Genomic DNA, 23,147 nt, shown 5'->3' with positions numbered 1-23,147 from the left:
GGAGTCCTATGAGCGAGACGACCGCCACGACTGCCGACGACACGCCGGCGATCCCGAAGCCCCGAGACGTGAACGCGCGCGCCTTCCGCGAGGAACTGCGCGCCGCGGTCGCGGACCACGACCTCGTGCTCGTCGACGTGTACACGAAGGGGTGTACGCTGTGTCAGAGCATCGAACCGGTGCTGGGGAGCGTCGCCCGTGCGGCCGAGGTGCCGATACTGCTCGTGAATCCACAGACGGACCCGACGCTCGCAGAAGAGTACGCCATCCGGTCGGTGCCGACGCTCGCGCTGTTCGAGGTGGGCGAGAACGGCGAGCCCGTCGAGGTCGACCGCATCGCCGACGGCTTCGTCGGCGCCGAGCGGATCGTCGAGTTCGTCGAGTCGCACCGCTGACACCGATACCCAATCGACCCAGTCGCGACCTCACAGCGACCGAAGCGCCTCCAGGGCCGGGTCCAGCTCCGCCGTCGACACCGCCAGCGAGAACCCGTCGACCTGCGCGAGCGCGGCGGCGTGGTCCCACAGCGCCGCCTCGTCGAGGCCGTGGAGGATCACCGCGTTCGGTGTCGGCGTCACCACGCGCAGCGCAACCAGCGGGGACTCCCCGCGGGAGACGCCGGTAAACACCAGCGCGCGGTCGGTCGACTGGCCGTACAGCCGGTAGAACTCCTCGGACGACAGCGACGTGATCGCCTCGATGGAGTTGATCACCGTGTGGCCGTTGACCGTATCGCGCTCGCCGGGCGCCACCTCCGTGGCGTCGAGCGCCTCGTACACCCGTTCGGTCGGGATCGCCGCGGGGTACTCCCGGATGTCACGGACGATGTCGGACTCGAAGCCGGCCGAGACGACGCGGGCGAACTGCCGGATGCGCGAGCCGCCCCGAGCCTCGTCGATGTCGAGCAGCCCCTCGACAACCCGAGAGACGAGGCCGATCCCGGGCGACTCGCGGCGCCCGCTCTCGTAGTCCGAGACGACCGACGAGGAGACGCCCATCCGATCGGCCAGCTCCGTCTGGGAGACGTCGAAGTCCGTGCGCCACTTCCGGAGCGTCGCTCCCGGGTCCGTCGAGAGGGTGATCTCGCCCGCGATCCGTCGGGCGAGCTGCGCGCGTGCCTCGCCGGGGTCCTCGCCCACAGTCATATTCCTGAGGTCGGTGCACCCGGGTGTAAGGGTGTCGGAGCGGCCGGTCCGCGTCCTCGCGGGGTCGGCGCGCCGAAACGGCCATACCCGCACGACCCCAGGCTCCCCCCGTGCCGTCCACGCTCGTTCACGTCGCGCTCGCGGGGCTGCTCGCAGCGGCGCTGCTGCGCGAGGACGAGTTCGGCCGTCGCGCGGTCGGGGTCGTCCTCGTGGCGGCCGTCCTCCCGGACCTGGACTCGTTCGTCTCGCCGTTCCTCGCGGGCGCGCACCGATCGCTCGGTCACAACGTCTTTCTCCCGCTCGCGCTGGTTGGGGCCGTGGCGTACGACACCCGCATTCGCGACCGCTCGTGGCTCCGCGGCCGGTTCGGCCCGTCGGCGCCGGCGGTCGCGTGGGTCGCACTCGCGGGCGTCGCAGTCGCGGGGGTGGGACTGGACTACGTCACTAACGGCGTGAACCTGTTCTGGCCGATCCACGACCAGTTCTACACGCTGAACGGTCGGGCCGGCCTGTCGAACCAACGGGGCTTCTTCCAGACGTTCGTCGACCTGTCGCCCGAGCGGGTCCGGACGACCGAAACCCTCCACTACGCGACCGGCGTGGACCCGTCGCCGGGCGCGGAGCCCGAGCACGTTGAGCGCGTGTTCCCGCTCGCGTGGGCCGGCTGGCAGCTCCTGTTGATCGTCGCGAGCGCCGGCGTGCTGGCGGTTCGGTGCGCTCGCGAGCGGTAGCGTCGCCCGCCTCGCCGGCACCGGCGGCTTGATTCCGCCGCCGTCGAACGGATGGGTGTGAGCGATTCGAGTGAGTCGAGCGAGCCGGCGGTGACGATCCGACCGTACGAAGACGCCGATGCGGACGCGCTGTGGACACTTAAGCGCGGCTTCGAGACGGGGCTCGGCGCCGGGACCGGCGGCGACGAGAAGGCCGCGACGTACGATGCGAAGCTGACCGGGGAGTACCGGCGAGGCTGGCTCGAGTGGGTCGACCGCTGCGTCGACGAACAGTCCGCCACAGTGACGGTCGCGGAGGCGACCGCCGACATCGCCGACAGCGCCACAGAGACCGAGGCGGACGCCAGCGGCGACGAGGCCGATTCGTCGTCTCTCGCGGGCTACGTGTTCGTTTTTCCGGAGTCGTTGTCGTTCGTCTGGGACGCCGCCGTGCTCAACGAGGTGTACGTGCGCCCCGCGTACCGCGGGACGGGCGTCGCAGACGACCTGATGGACGCGGCGCTCGGGGTCGCCCGCGAACAGGACCTGCCGCTCGATCGGATGGTGCTCGACGTGGACCGCGAGAACGACCGCGCTCGGGCGTTCTACGAGCGGTACGGCTTCGAGCACTGGGGCGAAATGGTCGCCCGGGACCTGTAGCGGGAAGCGCGGTCGCCGCGTCCGGTCCCTCAGGCGTCACCGACTAGCGAGCCGACCGCGCCGCCGGCGCCCCCGAAGACGGCGGGGTACACGACGCCCGCCAGCAGCGCGCCGGTGGCGGAGTCCGGGTGGACGCTCCCGGCGTCGCCGACGCCGTACGCGAACGCGACCGTGCCGCCGACCGCGAGCAGGAAGTACGCGGGGACGATGCCGAGGGCTGCGAGCGCCCCGTCGGTCGGATCGGTCGCGTCGTCCAGGACAGCGAGCGCCGCGCCGGCCGCTAGCAGCGCGAGCGGCGGCACGGCGTACAGGTACGCGACGCTCGCGTCGGCGCTCGCGAGGAGGTTCGACGAGCGCGTCCCGCCGCCCAGCGCCGGCGCCACGGTCGCCACGAAGTGGGCGTTGTAGAAGTACCAGCCGACCCCCTGCCACGCTGCGATCGGATCGCCGCCGAATAGGCTCGCGAGGAAGTTCAGCGCCGAGATCCGCTCGCGCACCGCGCTCGCCTGCGTCGCGTACGTCGCGAGGTAGCCGAGCAGGTACGCCCCGACGCCCGCGGCCGCGCCGGGCGCGAGCGACACGCGTTCGCGGAGCCCGGTTGCGCTCGTTCCCGTCGCTGTCGCCGTCGCCTCTGGATCCCCCATGGGTTCTCGGACGCCGCCGCGAAACAAACTCGTTGTGGCTCGCCACCGGACTCCCCACTCGTCCGCCCCCGGATTCGCAACGCTCTTTCGACCGCCAGTCGGACCGACGAGCATGCTTCTGCGGGATGCGACACTGGTCGACGGCGCGGGCGTTCGGCCGGGCGATCTCAGGGTCGACGACGGACGGATCGACGGCGCCGGCGACCTGACCGCCCGGAGCGAGGAGTCCGTCGTCGACCTGGGTGGATCGCCGGTGGTACCGGGGCTGGTGGACGCGCACGTCCACTTCTCGCTGTCGGGCGAGCGTACCGTCGAGGAGGTCGCGGGACTGAGCGACGCCGAACTCGCGCTGGTGGAGGCGCGCAACGCCCGCCGGACGCTGAAGGCGGGGGTCACCGGCGCCCGCGTGATGGGCGCGCGCGACGTGGACGTGCACGTGCGAGACCGCGTCGACGCCGGGGAGCTCCCGGGGCCACAGACCGTCGCGAACTGCCGGTCGATCACGGCGACCGGCGGGCACGGCCACCACCTCGGGCGGGAGATCACCGGTGCTGCCGACGCCCGTCGGGCGGTCCGCGAGCAGGCGAAGCGGGGGGCCGACTTCATCAAGTTCATGGTGACCGGCGGGGTGACGACGCCGGGCAGCGACCCTGGCGCGGTCGCACTCACCGATGCGGAGGTCGAGGCGATCGTGGACGAGGCCCACCGCCGCGACCTCCATGCGGCGACCCACGCTCACGGCGCCGCAGGCGTGAAGGCGGCCGTCGCCGCCGGCGTCGACACCGTCGAGCACGGGACGCTCCTCGACGAGGAGGCGGTCGACGCGCTCGCCCGCGCGGACGTGACGCTCGTGCCGACGCTGTCGGCGCCCCACCGCATCGTGCGCAACGTCGAGGCCGCGACCGCGGAGGACCGCGAGAAGACCGAGGCTGTGTACGAACGCCACTTGGACTCCTTCCGCCGCGCCGTCGACGCGGGCGTCCGGATCGCCGGCGGCACCGACGCGGGGACGCCGTTTAATATGCACGGCACCAACGCCACCGAGGTACTGCTGATGCACGAGCACGGGCTGGAGCCACTGGACGCGATCGTCGCGATGACGGAGACCGCCGCCGAGACCGTGGGCCTCGACGGCCAGGGAACGCTGGAGCCGGGGACGCACGCGGACCTGCTGGTCCTCGACTCGAACCCGACCGCGGACCTGACGACGCTGCACGACCCATGCGTCGTGATCAAAAGCGGCGCTGTCGTCGCGGGCGCCGACGAGCGAACGAAGCGAGCGATCGCGGACGCCCGCGACGAGGACTGAACGCGACCGGGCGGGTCACACCGACGGTCGGTCACCGGCCGCCGTCGGCGGGCGTGCTCGGAGCAGGCGAGCTCGTCGACGGCGGCGGCGTGACGGTCCAGTCGGAGCCCCTCCGTCAAGATTCGGTCGGGGAAGACGCGTCGGCGGTCGCGCCGGCGCGGATACCCCGTCCCTCGCGTGTGCGCACCGGTGGCACGGAGTCACTCGCTCCCCGATCGCCTCCGCACCGCGGGCGCACACCCCGACGGAGTTTAAGTTACAGGCGGCGCTACAGATGGATGCGATGTCAGATCTCATCCTCTACGAACTGGAAGGCTGCCCGTACTGCGCGAAGGTGACGAAGAAGCTGTCCGAACTCGGGCTGGAATACGAGTCGATCATGGTGCCGCGCTCGCACGACGAGCGCACCGAGGTGGAGGAGGTGTCGGGTCAGACCGGCGTTCCCGTCCTCGTCGACGAGGCGCACGGCGTCGAGGGGATGCCCGAGTCCGACGACATCGTCGCGTACCTCGAAGAGACGTACGGCGGCAACGCAGCGGCGTAACGGCGGTATCCGACGGCTGCCAGTCGCTCGGACCTTTTTGATTCGGGTGTGACGTACGGTCGATGTACGTTCCGCTCGGCGGCGTTGTCGCGTCGTCCCAGCCGGTGCTGGTCGTCGACGACGACCCGGCGATGTCGGACCTCCTGACCGAGCGGCTGGAGCGAGACCTCGACGGTGTCGCCGTGTCGGGGACGACGGACCCGGCCGCCGCGCTCGACTCGGTCGAGCGCGGGGAGCCGAGCTGTCTCGTCTCCGACTACGACATGCCGAACATCGACGGGCTGTCGCTTCTCTGGCGCGTGCGAGAGATCGACGACCGGCTCCCGTTCGTGCTGTTCACCGGTCGCGGGAGCGAGGAGATCGCGAGCGAAGCGATCTCGGCGGGCGTCACCGACTACGTCCAGAAGGGCGGATCCGAGTCGTTCACCGTGCTCGCAAACAGCGTCGAGCGGGCGCTCGCCCGGATGCGAGCCGAGCGCGAGCACGAGGCCGCGCGGCGGTCGCTGGCAGCCAAGGACGCGACGCTGGAGTCGCTGTTCGAGTCGATACCCACGCCGGCCGTCGTGGTCGCCGCCACGGACCCGACGATGCCGGTCTCCCAGATGAATCCCGCGTTCACGCGGCGCTTCGACGTTGACCCGGAGCGAACGATCGGCGCGGCGGTCGCGTCGCTCGTCGAGGTGGTCGGCGAGGGGTCCGTCGAGGCGGTCGCCGGCGCGTCGACCGGGGTCCGCGAGGAGCTGACGTGTCGGACGCCCGCCGGCGAGCACGAGTTCCTCGTCACGGTCGTCGCCACCGGGAGCGACGGCGACGAGCGGTAACGTCGTGTTCACCGATATCGACGAGCAGAGCGGCGACAACGGGCCCTCGCGGACCTGCACGAAGCGACGCGGGATCTCATGGCCGCCACCATCCCCGAGGAGGTCGAGCGGATCGCGCTGTCGGCGGCGGCCGACGTGCTCGGGTTCCCGGACAACGGAACGCGCCGGTACGACCGGGCGGCTGACAGACTGGTTCCGGGCGAGACGACCGCGAGCGCCGCCGAGCGGTACGACCGCGAACGGACGGCGTACGAGCGCGGAGACCCCAACGCGGCCCACGCGTGGCGAGCCTTCGACGAGGGCGAATCGATCACGGTGTCGGGAGATGCGGCCCTCCAGCGGGAGGGCGTCGCGAGCAAGGTGTACCTCCCGGTTGACGGGTGGGGGCTGCTCACGCTGTCGGACCCGGAGCGCGACGGAGTCACCGAGACCGAGGAGTACCTCGGTCGCGTGCTCGCGACGAACGCGGCCGCGGCGCTGTCGGGGTTGGACGCGGACGATTCGTGACTGCTGGCGTCGGTGTCCGGTCGAGGCTCACGCCTCCGCGGGCTCGTCGGAGCGCTCGCGGATCAGCTCTCGGATGCGTTCGGGGTCGTCGGCGCGCGAGAGTTCGACCATCGTGACGATCGCGGTGCCGTCGACGGTCTCCTCTCTCGGCTCGTCGTCGCCCTCGGTGAAGTAGACGGCCCGCGTGCCGGTGACGCGCCCGAGCGAGCCCATCAGCTTCGCGCGCTTCTGTGCGGTCCTCGTGAACGGCGAGTGCCCGGTGAGCAGGGTGAACTCCACCCGCGGTTCGGCCTCGTCCTCGCCGACGGCGGTGAACGGCGCACGCTGGGTCGGGTGGACGGCGAACCCCGCCCGCGAGAGCACGCCGTACACGTGCTCGTCGTCTGGGTCCACGTCCGGCGGCTCCGGCGTGGGGTCGGCCTCGCGGACCTCCTCGGCACCAGTCATCACCCGAACGGGGTCGGAGAACGGGCGGTCGAACAGGTCCTCCAACTGGACCGCGACCTCGACGGAGGCGTTCATGCCGTCCTCGTACTTCGCGACGGTGCGCCGGGAGACGCCGAGTTCGTCGGCGAGCTGGCCGAGACTCCACCCGCGGTCCTTGCGCTCGTCGGCGACGGTGTCGCCGTCGATATTGACGTAGAGGCCGCCGGGAGCGGCGTAGATGAGCGGCGGCACCTCCTCGATGAGCAGGTCGTACAGCGTCTCGGGGTGAATCGCCGGGACGCCGTGCCGGAAGTAGACGACCCCCGGCTTGAGGTCCTCGTCGCGCGTCCGCATCCCCACGAGGATCGGCGTCGCCGAGAGGTATTCGCCGAGCCGGCGCATCTCCGCGCCCGTGGCCCGGTCGAACGCGTCGACGTTGCCCAGCACCTTCACGAGGAGCAGGTCCTCTCCGCGTCGGGCGGCCACGTCGAAGCTCTTGGGGCGGACCGCACAGCGGTCGCTGACCAGGAAGTCGGCGTCGGCGAGCATTGCGGTCACGTTCCCGACCAACGCCTTCCGCGACATACCCGTACATAGGCGACTCACAGCTTAAAGGGGTTGTGCCGGGGCCGTCACGCCGTGTCCCGCGCCGTCAACCGGTCTATGGGCCGCTACGGCTGATAGAGCTATCGGAGACGGCTCCGGCCGCTCCACGAGCACGCCTCCGGCCCGGGACGCGAAAGGCACAACTCCGCCCCCGACCTCCCACCGCGCGTGACGGTCCTCGGCATCGACGACACCGACTCGCGAACCGCGGGGATGTGCAGCACCTACCTCGCCGCGTTGGCCGCCGAGGCCCTCGAAGCGACCGGCGCGGCCGTCCGCCGTCGCCTGCTCGTCCGGCTCAACCCCGCCGTCGAGCACAAGACCCGCGGGAACGCCGCGCTCGCGCTCCACACGAACGCCGACCCCGAGGAGGCGCTCGCCGTCGCCAGCGACCTGGTCGAGGCGTACGCCGCCGGCGACGACCCCCGGACCTCCCCCGGACTCGTCGTCGCCGACTGCGCCCCGGAGGAGGTGCCGGACGGGGTCGCCGCGTTCGCACGCGAGGCCGTCCGCGAGTTCCACGACCTCGGCGACGCGGTCGCGCTCGCCGACGAAGCCGGGTTCGACCATCGCGGGTGGGGAGGCAGCGAGGGCGACCCCCTCAGCGCGACCTCCAGCGGCGGCGAGGACGGGGCCGTCGCCGGTCGCGGGCGGATCGGCGCGCTCGCGGCCGTCGGCGCCTGGCGCGCGTTCGACGACTGGACCTTCGAGCGCATCACGTACCGCGAGTTCGACCGGTGCGGCACGCCCCGCGAGGTCGCCGAGGCGAGCGTCTTCGAGGCGGCCGCCGAGGCGTACCCGCAGGCGTGGGACACCGTCGACCGGGGCGAGGGCGAGGCGGTGTGCGTCCCGAGCGCGCCCGGCCCGATCCTCCACGGGGTCCGCGGCGACGACCGCGAGGCCGTTCGCGCGGTCGCCGCGGGGATCGAGAGCGAGCCGGCCGAGCGCGCGGCGCTGTTCGTCACGAACCAGGGGACCGACGCGCACCTCCGCGAGGGCGACCTCGGCGACCTTCAAGACGGCCGCGCGTACCGCGTCGACGCGACGGTGACCGCGGCCCCGGAGACGCGCCGCGGCGGCCACGTGTTCTTCGGGGTGGCCGACCCGAACGACGCCACGGAGCGGGCGAGTCCCGTCGTCGACTGCGTCGCCTTCGAGCCGACGAAGCGCTTCCGCGACCGGGTGCGCGCCCTCCGCGTCGACGACCGCCTCACCGTCTGCGGCGAGGTCGCCGACGGCACGCTGAAGCTGGAGAAGTTCGCCGTCCGCGAGCTCGTCGAGACGGAGCGGGTGGTACCCGCGTGCCCCGACTGCGAACGGTCGATGGAGTCGGCGGGCGCCGGGCAGGGGTACCGCTGTCGCGACTGCGGGACGAGCGAGCCGGAGCGGGTCGAGGCGCCGCTGGACCGCGATCTCGACCCCGGCTGGTACGAGGTGCCGCCGTGCGCGCGCCGGCACATCAGCAAGCCGCTCGTGCGCGGCGGCTTCGACGCGCCGACGCATCCCGAGCGGTGACGCCGCTCGGTCGGTTCCCCACGCCAGCGCCGGGAGCTACCGGTCGAAGACGGCCGCGAGCAGGTCGCGCTCCCACGGGCTGATCCCGCCGTCCGCGCGGAACGCGTCGAGCGTGTCGAAGCGCGCGGCGCTGGTCTCGTCGCGGGCGGTCGGCCCGCCCGCGGTGGCGCCCCGGTCGACGACGTAGCGGACGCCGACCACCGACTGTCGCTTCTTCGCGATGTGGTCCACCGAGACCAGCTCCAGGTCGTCGGGGTCGGCGCGGACGCCGGTCTCCTCGCGAAGCTCGCGGAGGGCGCCCGCGGCCGGGTGTTCGTCGTGTTCGAGGTTGCCGCCGGGGACGCCCCACAGCCCGCGGTGGGGGTCCACGTCGCGTTTGCCCAACAGCACCTCGTCCCCGTCGCGGACGACGACGCTCGCGACGGGCTTGCTGTTGCGCCAGACCACGCGGTCGCACGCGGGGCAGTGTCGTCGGTCGCGCCCGTCCACGCGAACGCGGTCGAGTTCGGTGCCGCACAGCGGGCAGTGGTCGCCGGCAACGGTGATCACGGCAGGACCACCCCGTCGGGCCGCACCGACGAGTCCGGGGTCACGTCTTCAGCCCGCTCCCCGTGAGCGGCACGACGACATCCTCGTCGCCGTCGAGGACCCCTCGCTCCCGGTACGCGCGAAGTGCCGCGGGCGCGACTGCGCAGGTGGGTTCGGTGTAGAAGCCGGCCGCGTGGAGGTCGGCCAGTTCGGCCTCGACGGCGTCGCTCCCGAGCGCGATCGCGTCGCCGTCGCTGTCGTCGACCGCCTGGAGGATCTCATCGCGGCGCACCGGCTCGGGGATCTGGATCCCGTCCGCTGCGTCGTTGTCGCCGGCGGCCGCCTCGGCGCCGTGGAGCGCCTCGACGATGGGCGCGTAGCCCGCCGCCTGCGCGCCGAGCAGGCGCGGAAGCTCGTCGATCCAGCCGGCCCCGCGGAGCGCGCTGAAGCCGCGGTAGGCGCCCAGGAAGAGCGTGCCGTGGCCCAGCGGGAGCACCACGGCGTCGGGCGCCTCCCAGTCGCGCTGGAGGGCGGTCTCGTAGGCGACCGTCGCCGTCCCAGCGAAGAAGGCGGGGTTCCACGCGTGGCTCGCGTACCAGCCGGCGCGGGTGACTCGCGGCTCGTCGCCGCTGGCCCCGTCGGCGGCGCTTCGCGCCGCCCGCTCGACCGCATCGATGCAGGCCTCGGTGGTCGCCTGGCGCGGTCCCTCGGTCTCGACGGGCGTCGCGCCGGCGCGGCGGATCGCCGTCAGCTTCGCGTCCTTCACCGACGCGGGCACGTAGATCTCCGCGTCGATGCCCGCACGGGCGGCGTAGGTCGCGATCGCGACGCCGGCGTTGCCCGAGGAGTCCTCAACGAGCGTGTCGACGCCGAGTGCCGCCGCCCGGGAGACGGTCGTCGTGGCGCCGCGGTCCTTGAACGAGCCGGTGGGGAACACGTACTCCAACTTGAACTGTGCGTCCCACCCGTCGGCGTCGACGAGCGGCGTCATCTCTTCCCCAAGCGTGACGAGCGGGGACTCGGGAATGAACTCGGCGAACGACCACAGCCCGTCGCGCGCGTCGAACGCGGCGGGGTCGGGCGTGGGACCGTCCGGGAGCGGCCGGTCGGCGTAGTCGAGAGGCTGGCCGCACTCGCAGCGCCAGCGGTCGGCGTAGACGGCGCCGCAGTCGGGACAGCGGAGCGACGGAGCGGTCATGCGTGATCGCCGGGGGTCGAGCGACCAGTAGGTGACGGTTCGAAGTACCGGCGGCGAGAACGTGTCCGTCGCTCGACTACTCGCTGGGATCTTCGGAGTGCCTCGACCTGAGTCGGTCGAGACCGAGCGTCGTCATAAAGAACGCACCGCCGAGGTACAACAGCGCCTGCGGATTGGTGACAAGCGAGTTACCGTACCCGATCACGGCGCTCAGATACCCAAGGACGGACGCCGTCCAGCCGATCCCCGTGATCCCCGCGACCTGATCGAGCGCGTCCCCGTTCGCGCCGATACGTTGCTTCAGTGACATCGAGCGGTCTCACCCGGCATAGGACGTGCTTACTCGAGTCCGGTCATGAAGGTGTCTTCAGGCTACCAGAGTATGCGTCTCATTCCGTCACAGGTGGGCATCGAGCTTCTCCACGATACGTGCATCGTCCGTTCGAGCTGGTTCCGGGCCGGGAACCGGTCGGTAGCGACTGTCGAGCCCGAGCGAATGAACCGATGCTGAGACCGCGCGAACCGATGCTGAGACCGCGCGAACCGCGTCGAAATTAGAACTGGTCTACGTCTGTCCCGACCGAGCAGACGTACTCGCCGGTCGCGACCTGCGGGAGCCGCCGCGAGCGCCAGAAGATGCCGTCGTTGTCGGCGGTGACGCGTCCCTTGAGCGATCCGAACGTGTCGGTCACCTCGAACAGCGCGTCGCCCCGGTCGACGCGCTCGCCGAGACCCTTCTCGAAGCTGACGAGCCCGCCGGCGGGCGAGCCGTACTGGTCGAAGCCGGACGCGCGCGTCTGCATCTCGCGCTCCACGTCGCCGTCGAGGAAGCCGTAGTAGCGGAGCACACGGAGCATCCCCTCCAAGCCGACCTCGACCGACTCCTCGTCCCAGCCGACCGCGCCGCCCAGTTCGGGGTCGATCGTCGGGATCCCGTTGTCGGGCGCCGCCCGCGCGAGTTGCCCGTCCGGGCCCTTCTGGTCGAGGACGTAGCCGGTGCCGAACACCTTCGCGAGTTCCAGGCACTCGCGGTGGAGCCGGTGACGCGGACCGCAGCGCACGCGCGCCTCGTTGATCATCCGGGAGGTGCGTCCCTGGTGGAGGTCGACGACCAGGTCGGCGCGCTTGGCCGCCTCGAACGTCGCGGCGGCGATGCGTTCGGAGGAGGTGCCGTTGGCGTCGCCGGGGTACGCCCGGTTCATCTTCGTGTCGTCGATGGGGTTGCGGTGCTCGGCGACCTGGAAGCCGTGGTAGTTGACGATCCCGACGAGGAGGATCTCGCCGGCGATCTCCGCGGGATCGAGCTGCGGGACGAGCCGGTTGATCACGCCGAGCCCGTTGAGCTCGTCGCCGTCGCTGACGGCCTGCACGTAGAGCGTCTTTCCGTCATCGGCGCCGTTGAGCACCGCCACGGGCAGCCCAACGGTCGAGCCGTCGCGGGTCTCGCCGACCGCGAGCCGTCCCGCGTCGAACTCCCCGGGGGGCGCACTCGCGCTCCCGAGCGTCGTCATCATTACGTCGGGGTTTCGGGTATCGCCTCTTTAGGGGTTCGGTCCGCCAGCGCCCGGCGACGCCGGTTGCCGGCGACGATGCCGCGGGATTGAAGCCCGGGCGGTCGGACCCGCGAGTATGGTCGACATCGACGAGCGCGAGGAGCGGCTGGAGCGTTTCCTCGCTGAGGAGGGGTACGAGGCGGTGTGGTTCGCGCGTCCCAACGCGTTCGCGTGGCTCACCGGCGGCGACAACTGGGTCGATGCGAGCGCCGACATGGGTGACGCCGCGGCGGGCTACCTCGGCGACGGCGAGTGGACGGTCGTCACGAACAACATCGAGGCCGAGCGGCTGACCGCCGAGGAGCTGCCCGCGGAGTTGTCGATGTCCGTCGCCGCCGACGACTGGTACGAGTCCTCACTCGGGCAGTCGGTCGCCGCGCGCTCGCCGACGCCCGCGGCGGCAGACTTCGACGTCCCCAGACTGGAGTCGGTCGACCCGACGCGCCTGCGCCTGCGCCTCGGCGAGGACGACCTCGCCGCGTACCGCGACCTCGGCCGGGAGGTCGCGCTCGCGGTCGAGACGGTGTGTCGCGAACTCCAGCCGGAGGACACCGAACACGAGGTCGCCGCAGGGTTACGGATCTCGCTGGCCGGCCGGAACATCGACGCGCCGGTCGTGCTCGTCGGCGGGGGCGAGCGCGCCCCCGAGTACCGCCACCCGACGCCGACCGACGCCGCGCTGGGCGAGTACGCGCTCGTGATAGTCACCGCTCGGCGGGGCGGCCTGCACGCCTCCTGCACCCGGACGGTCGCGTTCGACCCGCCGGAGTGGCTGGCGGAGCGCCACCGCGCGGCACAGCGCGTCGAGACCCGCGCGCTGGCGGCGACCCGCGAGGCCGCCGGCCGCGACGACGGCACCGCAGGCGACGTGTTCGCGGCGATCCGGGAGGCGTACGCAGAAGAAGGGTATGACGGAGAGTGGCGCGAGCACCACCAGGGCGGGGCGACCGGCTACGCCGGCCGCGAGTGGTTCGCCGCCCCCGACAGCGACGCGCCCGTCGCGAGCGAGGCCGCCTACGCGTGGAATCCGACGGTTCGGGGAGCGAAAAGCGAGGACACCGCCTACGTCACCGACGACGCCGTCGAGGTGCTCACCGACTCCGGACGGTGGCCGACCGAGACCGTCGAAGCCGACGGGCTCGCGCTCCAGCGTCCTGCGATCCTTGAGAACTGACGGCTGGACTCGTCAGGAGTCCGAGGAACAACCTTCATGTTGTGTGACTATGAGGTGCCGCCATGAGTTGGCACGGCGTCGACGCGGTCGACGACGCGATCGACGTGACCCGCGAGTTCCTCTTTCCCTTCAGCGTCGGTCGGTGGATCAGGATGGCGGTCGTGAGCCTCTTCACCGGCGGCGGTGGCGGGGCGGGCCAGATCGCCAGCAACGCCGGGAACCTCGGGGCGCGCCTCGCCGGCACCGGATACACCGGAACCTCCGGGAACGCGGGCGCGTGGGCCGCGCTGGTGCTCTCGGTCCCGGCGGTCCTGGTCGGCGCGGTCGCCACGAGCGGTCCGCTCCGAGGAGCTGACGGCCTCCTCCGAGCCGGACAGGCCCTCCGCACCGGATCCGTGCTCCAGGCGGGGCGGATCCCCGAGGTCGGCGCCGTCGGCACGCTCGGAATCGCCTTCCTCGTCGTGGTCCTCGCGGTCGTCCTGATCGCGGTGCTGCTCCCCCCGATCTTCGAGTTCGTCCTCGTCGACGCCATCGCGAGCGACGACCTCAGGGTCCTCCGCGACGCCCGCACTCACCTGACAAACGGGATCCGGCTGATCGGGTTCCGCATCGGGCTGTTCGCGGCGTTCGTCGTCCCGCCGGCGGCGGTGGTCGCCGCGGTAGTTCTGACTGACACCCGGGTCGCCCCGCTGTTCGACAACGTCCCCGTGGTCGTCGCGCTGGCGCTGGTGGCGCTCGCGTACGTCCTCGCGTTCGCGTTTCTCGACCGCTTCACCGTCGAGTTCGTCGTTCCGGCAATGGTGGCCGACGGCGGCGGCGTCATCGACGGCTGGCGGCGGGTGTGGCCGCGTCTGCGCGAGCAGCTCGGCCAGACGGTCGTCTACATCGTGATGCACGTGCTCGTCGGGATCGGCGTCTCGATCGTCTCTGTCGTCTTGCTGCTCGTCGGGCTCCTCGCCGTCGGCGCGGTCGCCGCGGGGATCGGCTTCGCGGTCGGCGCGGTCACGAGCGGCGCCGTCTCGACAGATGTCGGCGTCGGCGTCGGTGTCTTCGCCGGGGCCGCGGTCGGAATCCCGGTGTTCGTCGCCGTCGTCCTGCTCCCGATACAGGTACTGACGGTGACGTACCAGCGGGCGTACGAACTTGCCGCGCTCGGTCGGTTCTCGGAGAGTTTGGATCTGGTCGGGCGATACCGAGATGACGGCGACGACGAGGACGATGACGACACCGCCTTCAGCGACGACGGCGGTGACGAGGACGACGACGGCGGTGACGAGGAAGACGGCGGCGAGAACGACGACACGCCTGAGGCCGACGAATTCGGCGGATTCGTGCCGGCGTCCACGGCAGTCGAAGAGCCGACTGACGGGACGGAGTCGCCCGGCGATACGGAGGAGGAACACCGAGGCGAGCGAGAGTAACTCGCCCGCGAGTTCTTGTTTCAGAGATCGGGCGATCCAGGTGTCGGCTCGGTAGATTTTTCCATTATCCTGCGGTCGCGACGGTATGGGACTAGACGACGACGCGCGGGAGTATCACCGATCTGAGCCGCCGGGAAAGATCGAGATATCGACGACGAAGCCGACGAACACCCAACGCGACCTCTCGCTGGCGTACTCACCGGGGGTGGCCGCACCATGTCGCGACATCGACGCCGACCCCGAGCGCGCGTTCGAGTACACCGCGAAGGGCAACATGGTTGGGGTCGTCTCGAACGGCTCGGCCGTGCTCGGCCTCGGCGATATCGGCGCCCAGGCCTCCAAGCCCGTGATGGAGGGGAAGGGCGTCCTGTTCAAGCGCTTCGCTGACATCGACGTGTTCGACATCGAGCTCGACGAGGACGACGCCGACGCCATCGTCGAGACGGTCGCCGCGATGGAGCCGACGTTCGGCGGGATCAACCTCGAGGACATCAAGGCGCCCGAGTGCTTCGAGATCGAGGAGCGCCTCCGCGAGCGGATGGACATCCCCGTGTTCCACGACGATCAGCACGGGACGGCAATCATCTCGGGCGCGGGGCTGATCAACGCCGCCGACATCGTCGACAAGGACCTCGTCGACCTCGACATCGTCTTCTCCGGCGCGGGCGCCTCCGCCATCGCGAGCGCGAAGTTCTACGTCGAACTCGGGGCGGATCCCAACAACATCACGATGTGTGACTCCTCCGGGATCATCACCGAGGAGCGCGCGGCCGCCGGCGACGTGAACGAGTACAAAGCGGAGTTCGCCACCGAGGGCGAGGGCGGCGACCTCGCCGACGCGATGGAGGGAGCGGACGTGTTCGTCGGCCTCTCGGTCGGCGGGATCGTCAGCCAGGAGATGGTGCGGTCGATGGCCTCGGACCCGATCATCTTCGCGATGGCGAACCCGGACCCCGAGATCACCTACGACGACGCGAAGGAGGCCCGCGACGACACCGTCATCATGGGCACCGGCCGTTCCGACTACCCCAACCAGGTGAACAACGTCCTCGGGTTCCCCTTCCTGTTCCGCGGCGCGCTCGACGTGCGCGCGACCGACATCAACGAGGAAATGAAGCGCGCGGCCGCGGAGGCGCTCGCGGAGTTGGCCCGCCAGGACGTGCCCGACGCGGTCGTGAAGGCGTACGGCGATCAGCCGCTCAAGTTCGGCCCCGAGTACGTCATCCCGAAGCCGCTGGACCCGCGCGTCCTCTTCGAGGTCGCGCCCGCGGTGGCAGAGGCCGCCATGGAATCGGGAGTCGCCCGCACCGAGGTCGAGACCGGCGAGTACGCCGAGCAGCTGGAGGCACGGCTCGGAAAGAGCCGCGAGATGATGCGCGTCGTCCTCAACAAGGCGCGGTCGGAGCCGAAGCGCGTCGCGCTCGCGGAGGGAACCGACGAGAAGATGATCCGCGCCGCCTACCAGATGGCTGAACAGGGGATCGCCGACCCGGTGTTGCTCGGCGACCGCGACACGATTGAGTCGACCACCGCGCACCTCGGGCTGGAGTTCGACCCAGAGGTCGTCGACCCCGACGCGGACGGCAAGGCCGACGTGTACGCCGATCGACTCCACGACCTCCGCAAGCGCAAGGGAGTGACCCGATCTGAGGCCGGCGAACTGGTCCGCCGGGACACGAACTACTTCGGTAGCGTCATGGTCGAGCAGGACGACGCGGACGCGCTGCTCACCGGCCTGACCCACCACTATCCGAGCGCGCTGCGGCCACCGTTGCAGGTCATCGGGACCGCTCCCGACGCCGAGTACGTCGCCGGCGTGTACATGCTGACGTTCAAGAACCGGGTCGTGTTCTGCGCCGACACGACGGTGAACCAGGCGCCCGATGCCGAGGTGCTCGCCGAGGTGACGAAACACACCGCGACGCTGGCGCGGCGGTTCAACGTCGAGCCGCGCGCGGCGATGCTGTCGTACTCCAACTTCGGCTCCGTCGACAACCCCGGGACGCGCAAGCCGCGCGAGGCGGTCGAGCTGCTCCACGACGACCCCGAGGTCGACTTCCCCGTCGACGGCGAGATGCAGGCCGACACCGCCGTCGTCGAGGACATCCTCGAGGACACCTACGACTTCTCGACGCTCGACGGGCCCGCGAACGTGCTCGTGTTCCCGAACCTCGAATCCGGGAACATCGGCTACAAACTGCTCCAGCGCCTCGGCGGCGCGGAGGCGATCGGGCCGATGCTCGTCGGGATGGACCAGCCGGTCCACGTGATGCAGCGCGGCGACGAAGTCAAGGACATCGTCAACCTCGCTGGCGTCGCCGTCGTCGACGCCCAGGGCGAAGACGAGTAGGTCGACAGCGGGACGAGCTCCCGTCGCCCCCGGTATCTTGTCTCTCGAACGCCATATTAGTTCAACAGATTCTTACGCGGGATTTATGTCGTGTTCGGAGAGACCCCAATCAGCGCCCGGCCACGCCGAGGGGGGATACCTCGTGCTTCGACGGGCTGCACGATCATAAAGCTACACGCACTACTCGAACGCGAGGACGAGCGCGCGGTGTTGCCGATCATCGGCGTCATCCTCATGGTCGCGATCACGGTCATTCTGGCCGCGGTCGTCAGCTCGTTCGTCTTCGGGATCGGCGGTCAGGTACAGCCGAGTTCGCCGAACGCGAACTTCCAGTTCGACTACAGTGACGCCGGCGGCGGCACCTACAACGTGACGGCGAGGCACACCGGCGGCGACACGATCCCGCAACCGGAGACCGTGAAGCTCTTGACGCCCGGTGGAACCGACGAGTTCGACGGAGCGGTGTCGGCCGGATCGATCGCGACCGTCACGGGCGTCGATGCGGGGGCGACCGTGCGAGTGATCTGGGTGTCGGCGAACGGCGAGGACTCCGCGGTGCTCGCGAGCGGGACAACCCCGTCGTGATTCCCGCATCTCCTCCTCAGGCCGTAGTCCCCTGACGCTCCGAACGGTCGCAACTTCCACAACCTCGGAGGACGGAATTGATGCGTCTCTTTTATTCTTCAGAAGTGGCCGTGAACGGGGAGCAGTCTGGTGGTTTCGGTTTTATATCACTCAAAAACTTTTTGAACGACACACGCATCCTCAATTCGGTAATCACCAGACGAGAGCCTACCCAACAACAAGTCAAGATAGACCATGGAGTTAATATACTAGTGAAACAGTTATAAATTATGTCCCTCACGAGACGGAGAATGATCGCTGCGTTACCGCTAACAATCGGAATAACTGGATGCTCGGCTATCCAGAGCGGTGGAACTCAGACTGTTCGGATACTTCTCTTCAACGTATCTGATAGAATTCAACCAATTGACTGCACACTCACCCACGAGGACGAGCAACTGGCGTCTCTATCGCTGGATGTTGGAGTAACACCCGATGGTGATAATTACACATTTGAGGCGGAGTTTAGTCAACTTCAACAGGGTGATAATCTTCAATTGACAGTCTCACTGACTAACGAATCAGAGGATCAATTGACAAACCTGAGCGTGTCATGTGCTAAAGATTGTTTAAACCGATTTACAATCCGTATTACTAAGCAGAGCGGACTTGAAGTGTACAGTCGTAGTTCTTCAAAAAACTAAGGCAGCAGATATTCTACGGCTGTGCTTCGTACCCTGCAAACCCGATTACGCCGGGTGCAGTCGTTTTATAAAGTGTGTACGGCTCACAGCGGCAGTTGACCTGATCAATGCGAGGAATTCGCATCGTATATTCAGGGATAAATTTCACGTAATGATCGCCGCTATCATAATTATTGTGCACTCGTGTACTCAGCTGCACTGCTTTCGCTTCCCCATTCTTTTCTTGTGGAAGGTCATCCGAATCCCCCGTGAGATCCATATCTCATGTGACTGACGACTGATCGCCAGGGAGATCAACGCTGACATTGTCACTATTTATGAGATAATTGCCCACAGCTGCACCGATAGCTGCGTAGGCACCTGTCCCACCGATTATATCCAAAGCCAAATCCAGTTCCTCATTGGTCGAATCAGAATCCCCCTGCTGCGGAAATTGAGCAGTAAAGTAGAGGTCACTGGAGTTCTCAGCATCAGCGATTGCTACCTCGTATCGGATACTGTCCGGTTTTGGGTCCTGTGTCGGACTGTCGTCCAGAGTAGGACACTCTGTAGAAGGAGTGTCTCCGGACGGCTGTGAGCGAGGTCGCTATTTACACAGAATATCTCGAGGACGGGTATCCAGACTGGCATCCGGCACCCGAGTCGTTCGAGGGAATGCTCCAGCTGTTCATCTATCGAGAGATCCCGGGCGACAGTTACCGAACGCTCGAAACGTATCAGGAAATCGCCGAACCGTTCGGTTTGGACCACATCCCCGACGAATCTGTCCTCTCACGCACGTGGCGGACCCGCTTCGACGATGGTGTTCGTGAATACGTGACCGTCGCCGCTCACTCTGTGGTCAAAGAGATCCACGACTACGGCCCCACAACCCCCGCAGTACGTCCAAGGGAGGAAGTCACCGACCCGAAGCCGGAGTCGTCCGAAGACGATGGGAACGACGAGCCTGGGGCTCTTGAGTTCTCAGACGAGCAGATTCACCGGACGACACGCCTCGCACGGGACTATGGCTTCGATGGGTTCGACTCTGATCGAGCACAGAACGCTTCCTACGAGGATACACAGTTCTTCGAGTTACAGACGTTCATGGGAATGGTCGGCTGTGGCACCGCGCAGGGCGCCGCACGGTTTCAATTCCGACGGGGCGAAGAGTATGGCCCGCATGGGGACACGCATCTACGGGCGGTCAAGCAATTCGAGCCGGAAGCGCTAATCGAGGGCTTCGATCAGGCGAGCGACCGATTGCTCTCGGCTATCGCCTCGGAGGCATCGTTTCGGCGTCCGGTGACTGCGGCAATCGACATCACGACAATCCCGTACTACGGCGACGTCGAAGAGATGCCGATGGTCAGTGGGATGCAGGGCGAGGAAGAGCGGGCATTCAAGTTCGCGACGCTGTCGATTGTCGGCGAGAACATCCCGCTGGTGCTCGCTTTGGAGCCGATTCGGGAGAGTTCGGCGTGGGATAGGAATCCGCCGAATCAGGTTCACCGCGTCGTCCGTCGGCTCGTTCAACGAGCGAAAGAACACGTCCCCGTGGAGACAGTGCTGTGTGACCGCGAGTTCGATTCCAAGAACGTCTACCAGACGCTCTCGAATCTCGGGGTGAACTACCTCGTTCCCACGCGAATCAACAGCACTGAGCGGGAAGCCATAGAAACAATGGAGACCAACGGACAAGCTGTCGCGGTAGAATCGGCGTCTGTTCACGTCGAATCAGGAAGTCACTCGATGCAGTTCCTGTACGTGCCGTCGACGAATGGTGAGGCCACAACCGTCTTCACCACGAATATCCGAGTCGGCCCGAAAGAGGCTGAGTCGTTCTGTCGGCGCTACAGCCGCCGCTGGCAGATCGAAAACGAGTACAATTCGCTCAAGTACGATTTCCTCGCGAAGACCTCCTCGAAGGACTATCGCGTTCGGTTGTTCTACTTCGTGTTCGCCGTGCTCTTATACAACATCTGGCGGCTCACCGACTTCCTGCTGAAAGCGGGCGTCGACGGTGAGATCGACTACGCACCCGTGTTAACTGCCGGCGAGTGTGCGGAGCTAATCACCTCGGCGTTGATTCCGCCCGACTAAACGGCTGCACTCCGCTGAGTCTGCCACTCTGGAGTGGCAATACTCTTTAGCACTGCCAAAATTCATGTGATTTTCTCATATTCGTCGGGTAGTTCTGGAAAATAGATTCAAATCCAATTCCATATTAGTGAATAACTTGGCGAGTTTACGGATATTTACCCCAAAACTAGCTAATCATCCGAAACTGTGAACTTCGTCCGAGCAGACATTCTGTATCGCAGATAGCGATTTATCAACTGGCTCCGGTTCTGTCACGGGTCTCACGGCTTCGGACGGCTCGAGAAACGGCGCAGCGGCTGGCGAGTCGGCAGCTCGAACGGAACAGTCGGCGACGCGGCGGACGGCTTACCGGATCTTCGTCCCGACCGGCGAGTCGCCGTGGGTCGTCAGCAGATCCGCGCCCTCGCCCGCGGCCAGCAGCATGCCGTTGGACTCCTGGCCGAACAGCTCGGCTTTCTCGAGGTTCGCCACGATGACGACCGTCGTCCCCGGGAGGTCGTCGACCGCGTGGAGCTGCTTGATACCCGCGACGACCTGCCGCTCCTCGACGCCGATGTCGACGGTGAGCTTGACGAGCTTGTCGGAGTCCTCGATCGGCTCGGCCGTCAGGATCTCACCGACGCGGAGGTCCAGGTGCCTGAACTCGTCGAAGCTGATGCGGTCGTCGGCGACGGGTTCGATGTCGCTCATGGCCGACCCGGCGTCTGCCTCGGCCTCGTCGCTTTCGGTTTCGGCGGCCTCGCCGTCGTTCCCGTCGGCGCCGGCCGCCTCGGCGACGCGCGATTCGAGCTTCTCGTTGAGTTCCTCGACTCGTTCCTCGTCGATCTTTTCGTAGAGCTCCTCGGGCGCGCCAAAGTCGCGCGGGGGCGCCGCCAGCGCGGCATCCGTTGTCACGTCGTGAACGGAGCCGTCCTCGCCCAGTTGCTCCCACAGCTCCTCGCTCGCGCTGGGGGCGATCGGCTCGAAGAGGACGGCGACGGCCTTCGCGATCTGAACGCAGTCGCAGATCACCTGCGCGGCGGCCTCGTCGTCCTCGCCGACGAGGTTCCACGGCTCCTCGCGTTGGATGTACTCGTTGCCGAAGCGAGCGAGTTCGACCGTGGCGGTTCCGACCGCCCTGACGGAGTAGTCGTTGACGCCGGCCGCGAAGTCGTCGATCGCCTCCTCGATGCGGCGCTCGACCTCGTCGCTCACCTCGGCCTCGGGCGTGCCCTCGAAGTTCCGGTGGGCGAACAGCAGCGAGCGGTACAGGTAGTTGCCCACCGTCCCGACCAACTCGTTGTTGACGCGGTCGCGGAACTTCTCCCACGAGAAGTCCACGTCCTGCTGGAAGCCGCCGTTGGTGGCGAGGTAGTAGCGCAGCAGGTCGGGCTGGAACCCCTCGTCGAGGTACTCGCGCGCCCACACCGCTCGGTTTCGGGAGGTGGAGAAGCCGGCCCCGTCGAGCGTCATGAAGCCGCTCGCCATGACGGCGCGCGGCTCTTGGAAGTCCGCCACCTCCAGCATCGCCGGCCAGAAGATGGTGTGGTGCTGGATGATGTCGCGGCCGATGATGTGGACGATTTCTCCGTCGTCGCGCCACGTCTCCTCCCAGTCGTACTCGTCGATCCCGACGCGGTCGGTGTACTGCTTCGTCGAGGCGATGTACTCGATGGGCGCGTCGACCCAGACGTAGAGGACCAGATCCTCCTCGCCGGGGTAGTCGAATCCCCAGTCCAGATCCCGGGTGATACACCAGTCTTGCAGGCCGTCTTCGAGCCACTGTCGGGGCTGGTTGCGAGCGTTCGAGGTTCCTTCGAGTCGGTCGAGGAACCCGTCGAGGTAGTCGGCGAGTTCGGAGACTTTGAAGAACTTGTGCGTTCGGTCGCGGTACTCCGCCGGGTTGCCGGAGATGGTCGAGACGGGATCTTCGATCTCACCCGGTTCGAGGTGGCGTCCGCAGCCCTCGTCGCACTCGTCGCCGCGCGCGTGTTCGCCGCAGTACGGGCACGTCCCCTCGACGTAGCGGTCGGGGAGCGGCTGCTCGTCGACGGGGTCCCACGCGACCTTGATCTTCTTCTCGTCCACGTAGCCCTCGGATTCGAGGCGCTCGACGATCTCGTAGGTGAGTTCCCGGTTCGCGTCCTCGTGGGTGTGGCCGTAGTTGTCGAACTCGACGCCGAACTTCGGGAACGTCTCCTCGTACTGTTCGTGCCACTCCAGCGCGAACGCCTCTGGGTCGATGCCCTCCTCGATAGCCTGCACGGCGATCGGCGTGCCGTGCATGTCCGACCCGCAGACGAACGCGGTCTCCTGGCCGAGCGACTCCAGCGCTCGCGAGTACACGTCGCCGCCGACGTACGTCCGGAGGTGGCCGATGTGGAGGTCGCCGTTCGCGTACGGCAGCCCGCACGTCACCACCGCCGGCGCGTCCGTGGGGAACGCCTCGCGGGTGTCGGTGTCCTTGCTGCTCATGGATGTGGTGTCGTGGATGCGGGCCTAAAGCCCGCCGAAACAAACGAACCGTCTCCCCCCGTGGCGTCGTCGGTGCCCCGCCGGCGCGCCGTCGTCGTCGCGATCCCGTTACGGGCCGCGGCGGCCGCGGACGCTCCACCCGACGCCGAAGCACTCGTCGATGTGCATCGAACCGGCCGGGGTGTCACGGTCGGGGGCGACGCTCGCTGTCTGCTCCTCTGGCGATCGTTCG

General features: G+C 68.2%; 21 protein-coding genes. 13 read left to right on the top strand and 8 right to left on the bottom strand.

All coding sequences use genetic code 11. From position 1 onward, the window contains the following. Positions 1-8: 8 nt before the first annotated feature. Entirely contained in the window at positions 9-395 is a 387-nt protein-coding gene (locus tag BUE16_RS13310; RefSeq protein ID WP_073310543.1) for a thioredoxin family protein, read from the top strand. A gap of 30 nt (positions 396-425) precedes the next feature. Here BUE16_RS13310 and BUE16_RS13305 read toward each other — a convergent pair whose 3' ends face one another. Beyond that, complete coding sequence (locus tag BUE16_RS13305) at positions 426-1,145, bottom strand: helix-turn-helix domain-containing protein (protein ID WP_073310541.1); 720 nt, start codon at positions 1,143-1,145, stop codon at positions 426-428. Between the two features lie 110 nt (positions 1,146-1,255). Between BUE16_RS13305 and BUE16_RS13300 the strand changes: the two genes are divergently transcribed. Further along, positions 1,256-1,876, top strand: coding sequence for a metal-dependent hydrolase (locus tag BUE16_RS13300; protein ID WP_073310539.1), 621 nt, complete (start codon positions 1,256-1,258; stop codon positions 1,874-1,876). A gap of 90 nt (positions 1,877-1,966) precedes the next feature. Further along, positions 1,967-2,515, top strand: a complete 549-nt coding sequence (locus BUE16_RS13295) for a GNAT family N-acetyltransferase (protein WP_073310736.1) — start codon at positions 1,967-1,969, stop codon at positions 2,513-2,515. A gap of 29 nt (positions 2,516-2,544) precedes the next feature. Here BUE16_RS13295 and BUE16_RS13290 read toward each other — a convergent pair whose 3' ends face one another. Further along, positions 2,545-3,159 (bottom strand): hypothetical protein, encoded by a 615-nt coding sequence (locus BUE16_RS13290; RefSeq protein WP_073310537.1) that lies wholly within the window; start codon positions 3,157-3,159, stop codon positions 2,545-2,547. Between the two features lie 112 nt (positions 3,160-3,271). On the opposite strand from BUE16_RS13290, the gene BUE16_RS13285 reads away from it, so the two are divergent. The 4 genes from BUE16_RS13285 to BUE16_RS13270 all read left to right on the top strand — a co-directional run bounded on the left by BUE16_RS13285 (position 3,272) and on the right by BUE16_RS13270 (position 6,340). Beyond that, positions 3,272-4,468: a metal-dependent hydrolase family protein gene (locus tag BUE16_RS13285; RefSeq protein WP_073310535.1), complete on the top strand. Its 1,197-nt coding sequence runs from the start codon at positions 3,272-3,274 to the stop codon at positions 4,466-4,468. 283 nt (positions 4,469-4,751) lie between these two features. After that, entirely contained in the window at positions 4,752-5,012 is a 261-nt protein-coding gene (locus BUE16_RS13280; protein WP_073310533.1) for a glutathione S-transferase N-terminal domain-containing protein, read from the top strand. A gap of 62 nt (positions 5,013-5,074) precedes the next feature. Continuing rightward, positions 5,075-5,833 (top strand): response regulator, encoded by a 759-nt coding sequence (locus BUE16_RS13275; RefSeq protein ID WP_073310531.1) that lies wholly within the window; start codon positions 5,075-5,077, stop codon positions 5,831-5,833. 78 nt (positions 5,834-5,911) lie between these two features. After that, positions 5,912-6,340 (top strand): GAF domain-containing protein, encoded by a 429-nt coding sequence (locus BUE16_RS13270; protein WP_073310529.1) that lies wholly within the window; start codon positions 5,912-5,914, stop codon positions 6,338-6,340. Positions 6,341-6,367: 27 nt separating this feature from the next. On the opposite strand, the gene BUE16_RS13265 is transcribed toward BUE16_RS13270, so the two are convergent. After that, entirely contained in the window at positions 6,368-7,351 is a 984-nt protein-coding gene (locus BUE16_RS13265) for a transcriptional regulator (protein ID WP_073310527.1), read from the bottom strand. A gap of 189 nt (positions 7,352-7,540) precedes the next feature. Here BUE16_RS13265 and BUE16_RS13260 point away from each other — a divergent pair, with 189 nt between their 5' ends. Next, on the top strand, positions 7,541-8,887 hold the full coding sequence (locus BUE16_RS13260) for a tRNA(Ile)(2)-agmatinylcytidine synthase (RefSeq protein ID WP_073310525.1): 1,347 nt from the start codon (positions 7,541-7,543) through the stop codon (positions 8,885-8,887). Between the two features lie 36 nt (positions 8,888-8,923). Here BUE16_RS13260 and BUE16_RS13255 read toward each other — a convergent pair whose 3' ends face one another. The 4 genes from BUE16_RS13255 to BUE16_RS13240 form a co-directional block, all read right to left on the bottom strand. Next, positions 8,924-9,436 (bottom strand): NUDIX hydrolase, encoded by a 513-nt coding sequence (locus tag BUE16_RS13255; protein WP_073310523.1) that lies wholly within the window; start codon positions 9,434-9,436, stop codon positions 8,924-8,926. A 40-nt stretch (positions 9,437-9,476) separates the two neighbouring features. Then, complete coding sequence (locus BUE16_RS13250) at positions 9,477-10,613, bottom strand: pyridoxal-phosphate dependent enzyme (protein ID WP_073310521.1); 1,137 nt, start codon at positions 10,611-10,613, stop codon at positions 9,477-9,479. A gap of 76 nt (positions 10,614-10,689) precedes the next feature. Then, on the bottom strand, positions 10,690-10,923 hold the full coding sequence (locus tag BUE16_RS13245; RefSeq protein WP_073310519.1) for a hypothetical protein: 234 nt from the start codon (positions 10,921-10,923) through the stop codon (positions 10,690-10,692). A 244-nt stretch (positions 10,924-11,167) separates the two neighbouring features. Then, entirely contained in the window at positions 11,168-12,124 is a 957-nt protein-coding gene (locus BUE16_RS13240) for a succinylglutamate desuccinylase/aspartoacylase family protein (RefSeq protein ID WP_073310734.1), read from the bottom strand. Positions 12,125-12,242: 118 nt separating this feature from the next. Here BUE16_RS13240 and BUE16_RS13235 point away from each other — a divergent pair, with 118 nt between their 5' ends. From BUE16_RS13235 to BUE16_RS13215, 5 genes are all read left to right on the top strand, one after another. Then, complete coding sequence (locus tag BUE16_RS13235) at positions 12,243-13,340, top strand: M24 family metallopeptidase (protein ID WP_073310516.1); 1,098 nt, start codon at positions 12,243-12,245, stop codon at positions 13,338-13,340. Positions 13,341-13,402: 62 nt separating this feature from the next. Then, positions 13,403-14,761 carry a DUF7544 domain-containing protein gene (locus BUE16_RS13230; RefSeq protein WP_073310514.1) on the top strand — a complete coding sequence of 453 codons (1,359 nt, stop codon included), beginning with the start codon at positions 13,403-13,405 and terminating at the stop codon, positions 14,759-14,761. Between the two features lie 85 nt (positions 14,762-14,846). Further along, the gene (locus BUE16_RS13225; RefSeq protein ID WP_073310512.1) at positions 14,847-17,111 is read left to right on the top strand and encodes an NADP-dependent malic enzyme; all 2,265 of its coding nucleotides are present in this window, start codon (positions 14,847-14,849) and stop codon (positions 17,109-17,111) included. Positions 17,112-17,318: 207 nt separating this feature from the next. Next, positions 17,319-17,696: a type IV pilin gene (locus BUE16_RS13220; RefSeq protein ID WP_234972399.1), complete on the top strand. Its 378-nt coding sequence runs from the start codon at positions 17,319-17,321 to the stop codon at positions 17,694-17,696. Between the two features lie 1,256 nt (positions 17,697-18,952). After that, positions 18,953-20,461: a transposase gene (locus BUE16_RS13215; RefSeq protein WP_073310509.1), complete on the top strand. Its 1,509-nt coding sequence runs from the start codon at positions 18,953-18,955 to the stop codon at positions 20,459-20,461. Positions 20,462-20,806: 345 nt separating this feature from the next. On the opposite strand, the gene metG is transcribed toward BUE16_RS13215, so the two are convergent. Continuing rightward, a complete protein-coding gene (gene metG / locus BUE16_RS13210) occupies positions 20,807-22,915 on the bottom strand; it encodes a methionine--tRNA ligase (RefSeq protein ID WP_073310507.1) in 2,109 nt (702 codons plus the stop codon). Between the last annotated feature and the right edge of the window lie 232 nt (positions 22,916-23,147).

The organism is Halobaculum gomorrense, from assembly GCF_900129775.1.
In the GTDB taxonomy this organism is placed as follows: domain Archaea; phylum Halobacteriota; class Halobacteria; order Halobacteriales; family Haloferacaceae; genus Halobaculum; species Halobaculum gomorrense.
Note: the sequence above shows the minus strand (reverse complement) of the source record. Positions and strands in the feature narration are given on the sequence as shown.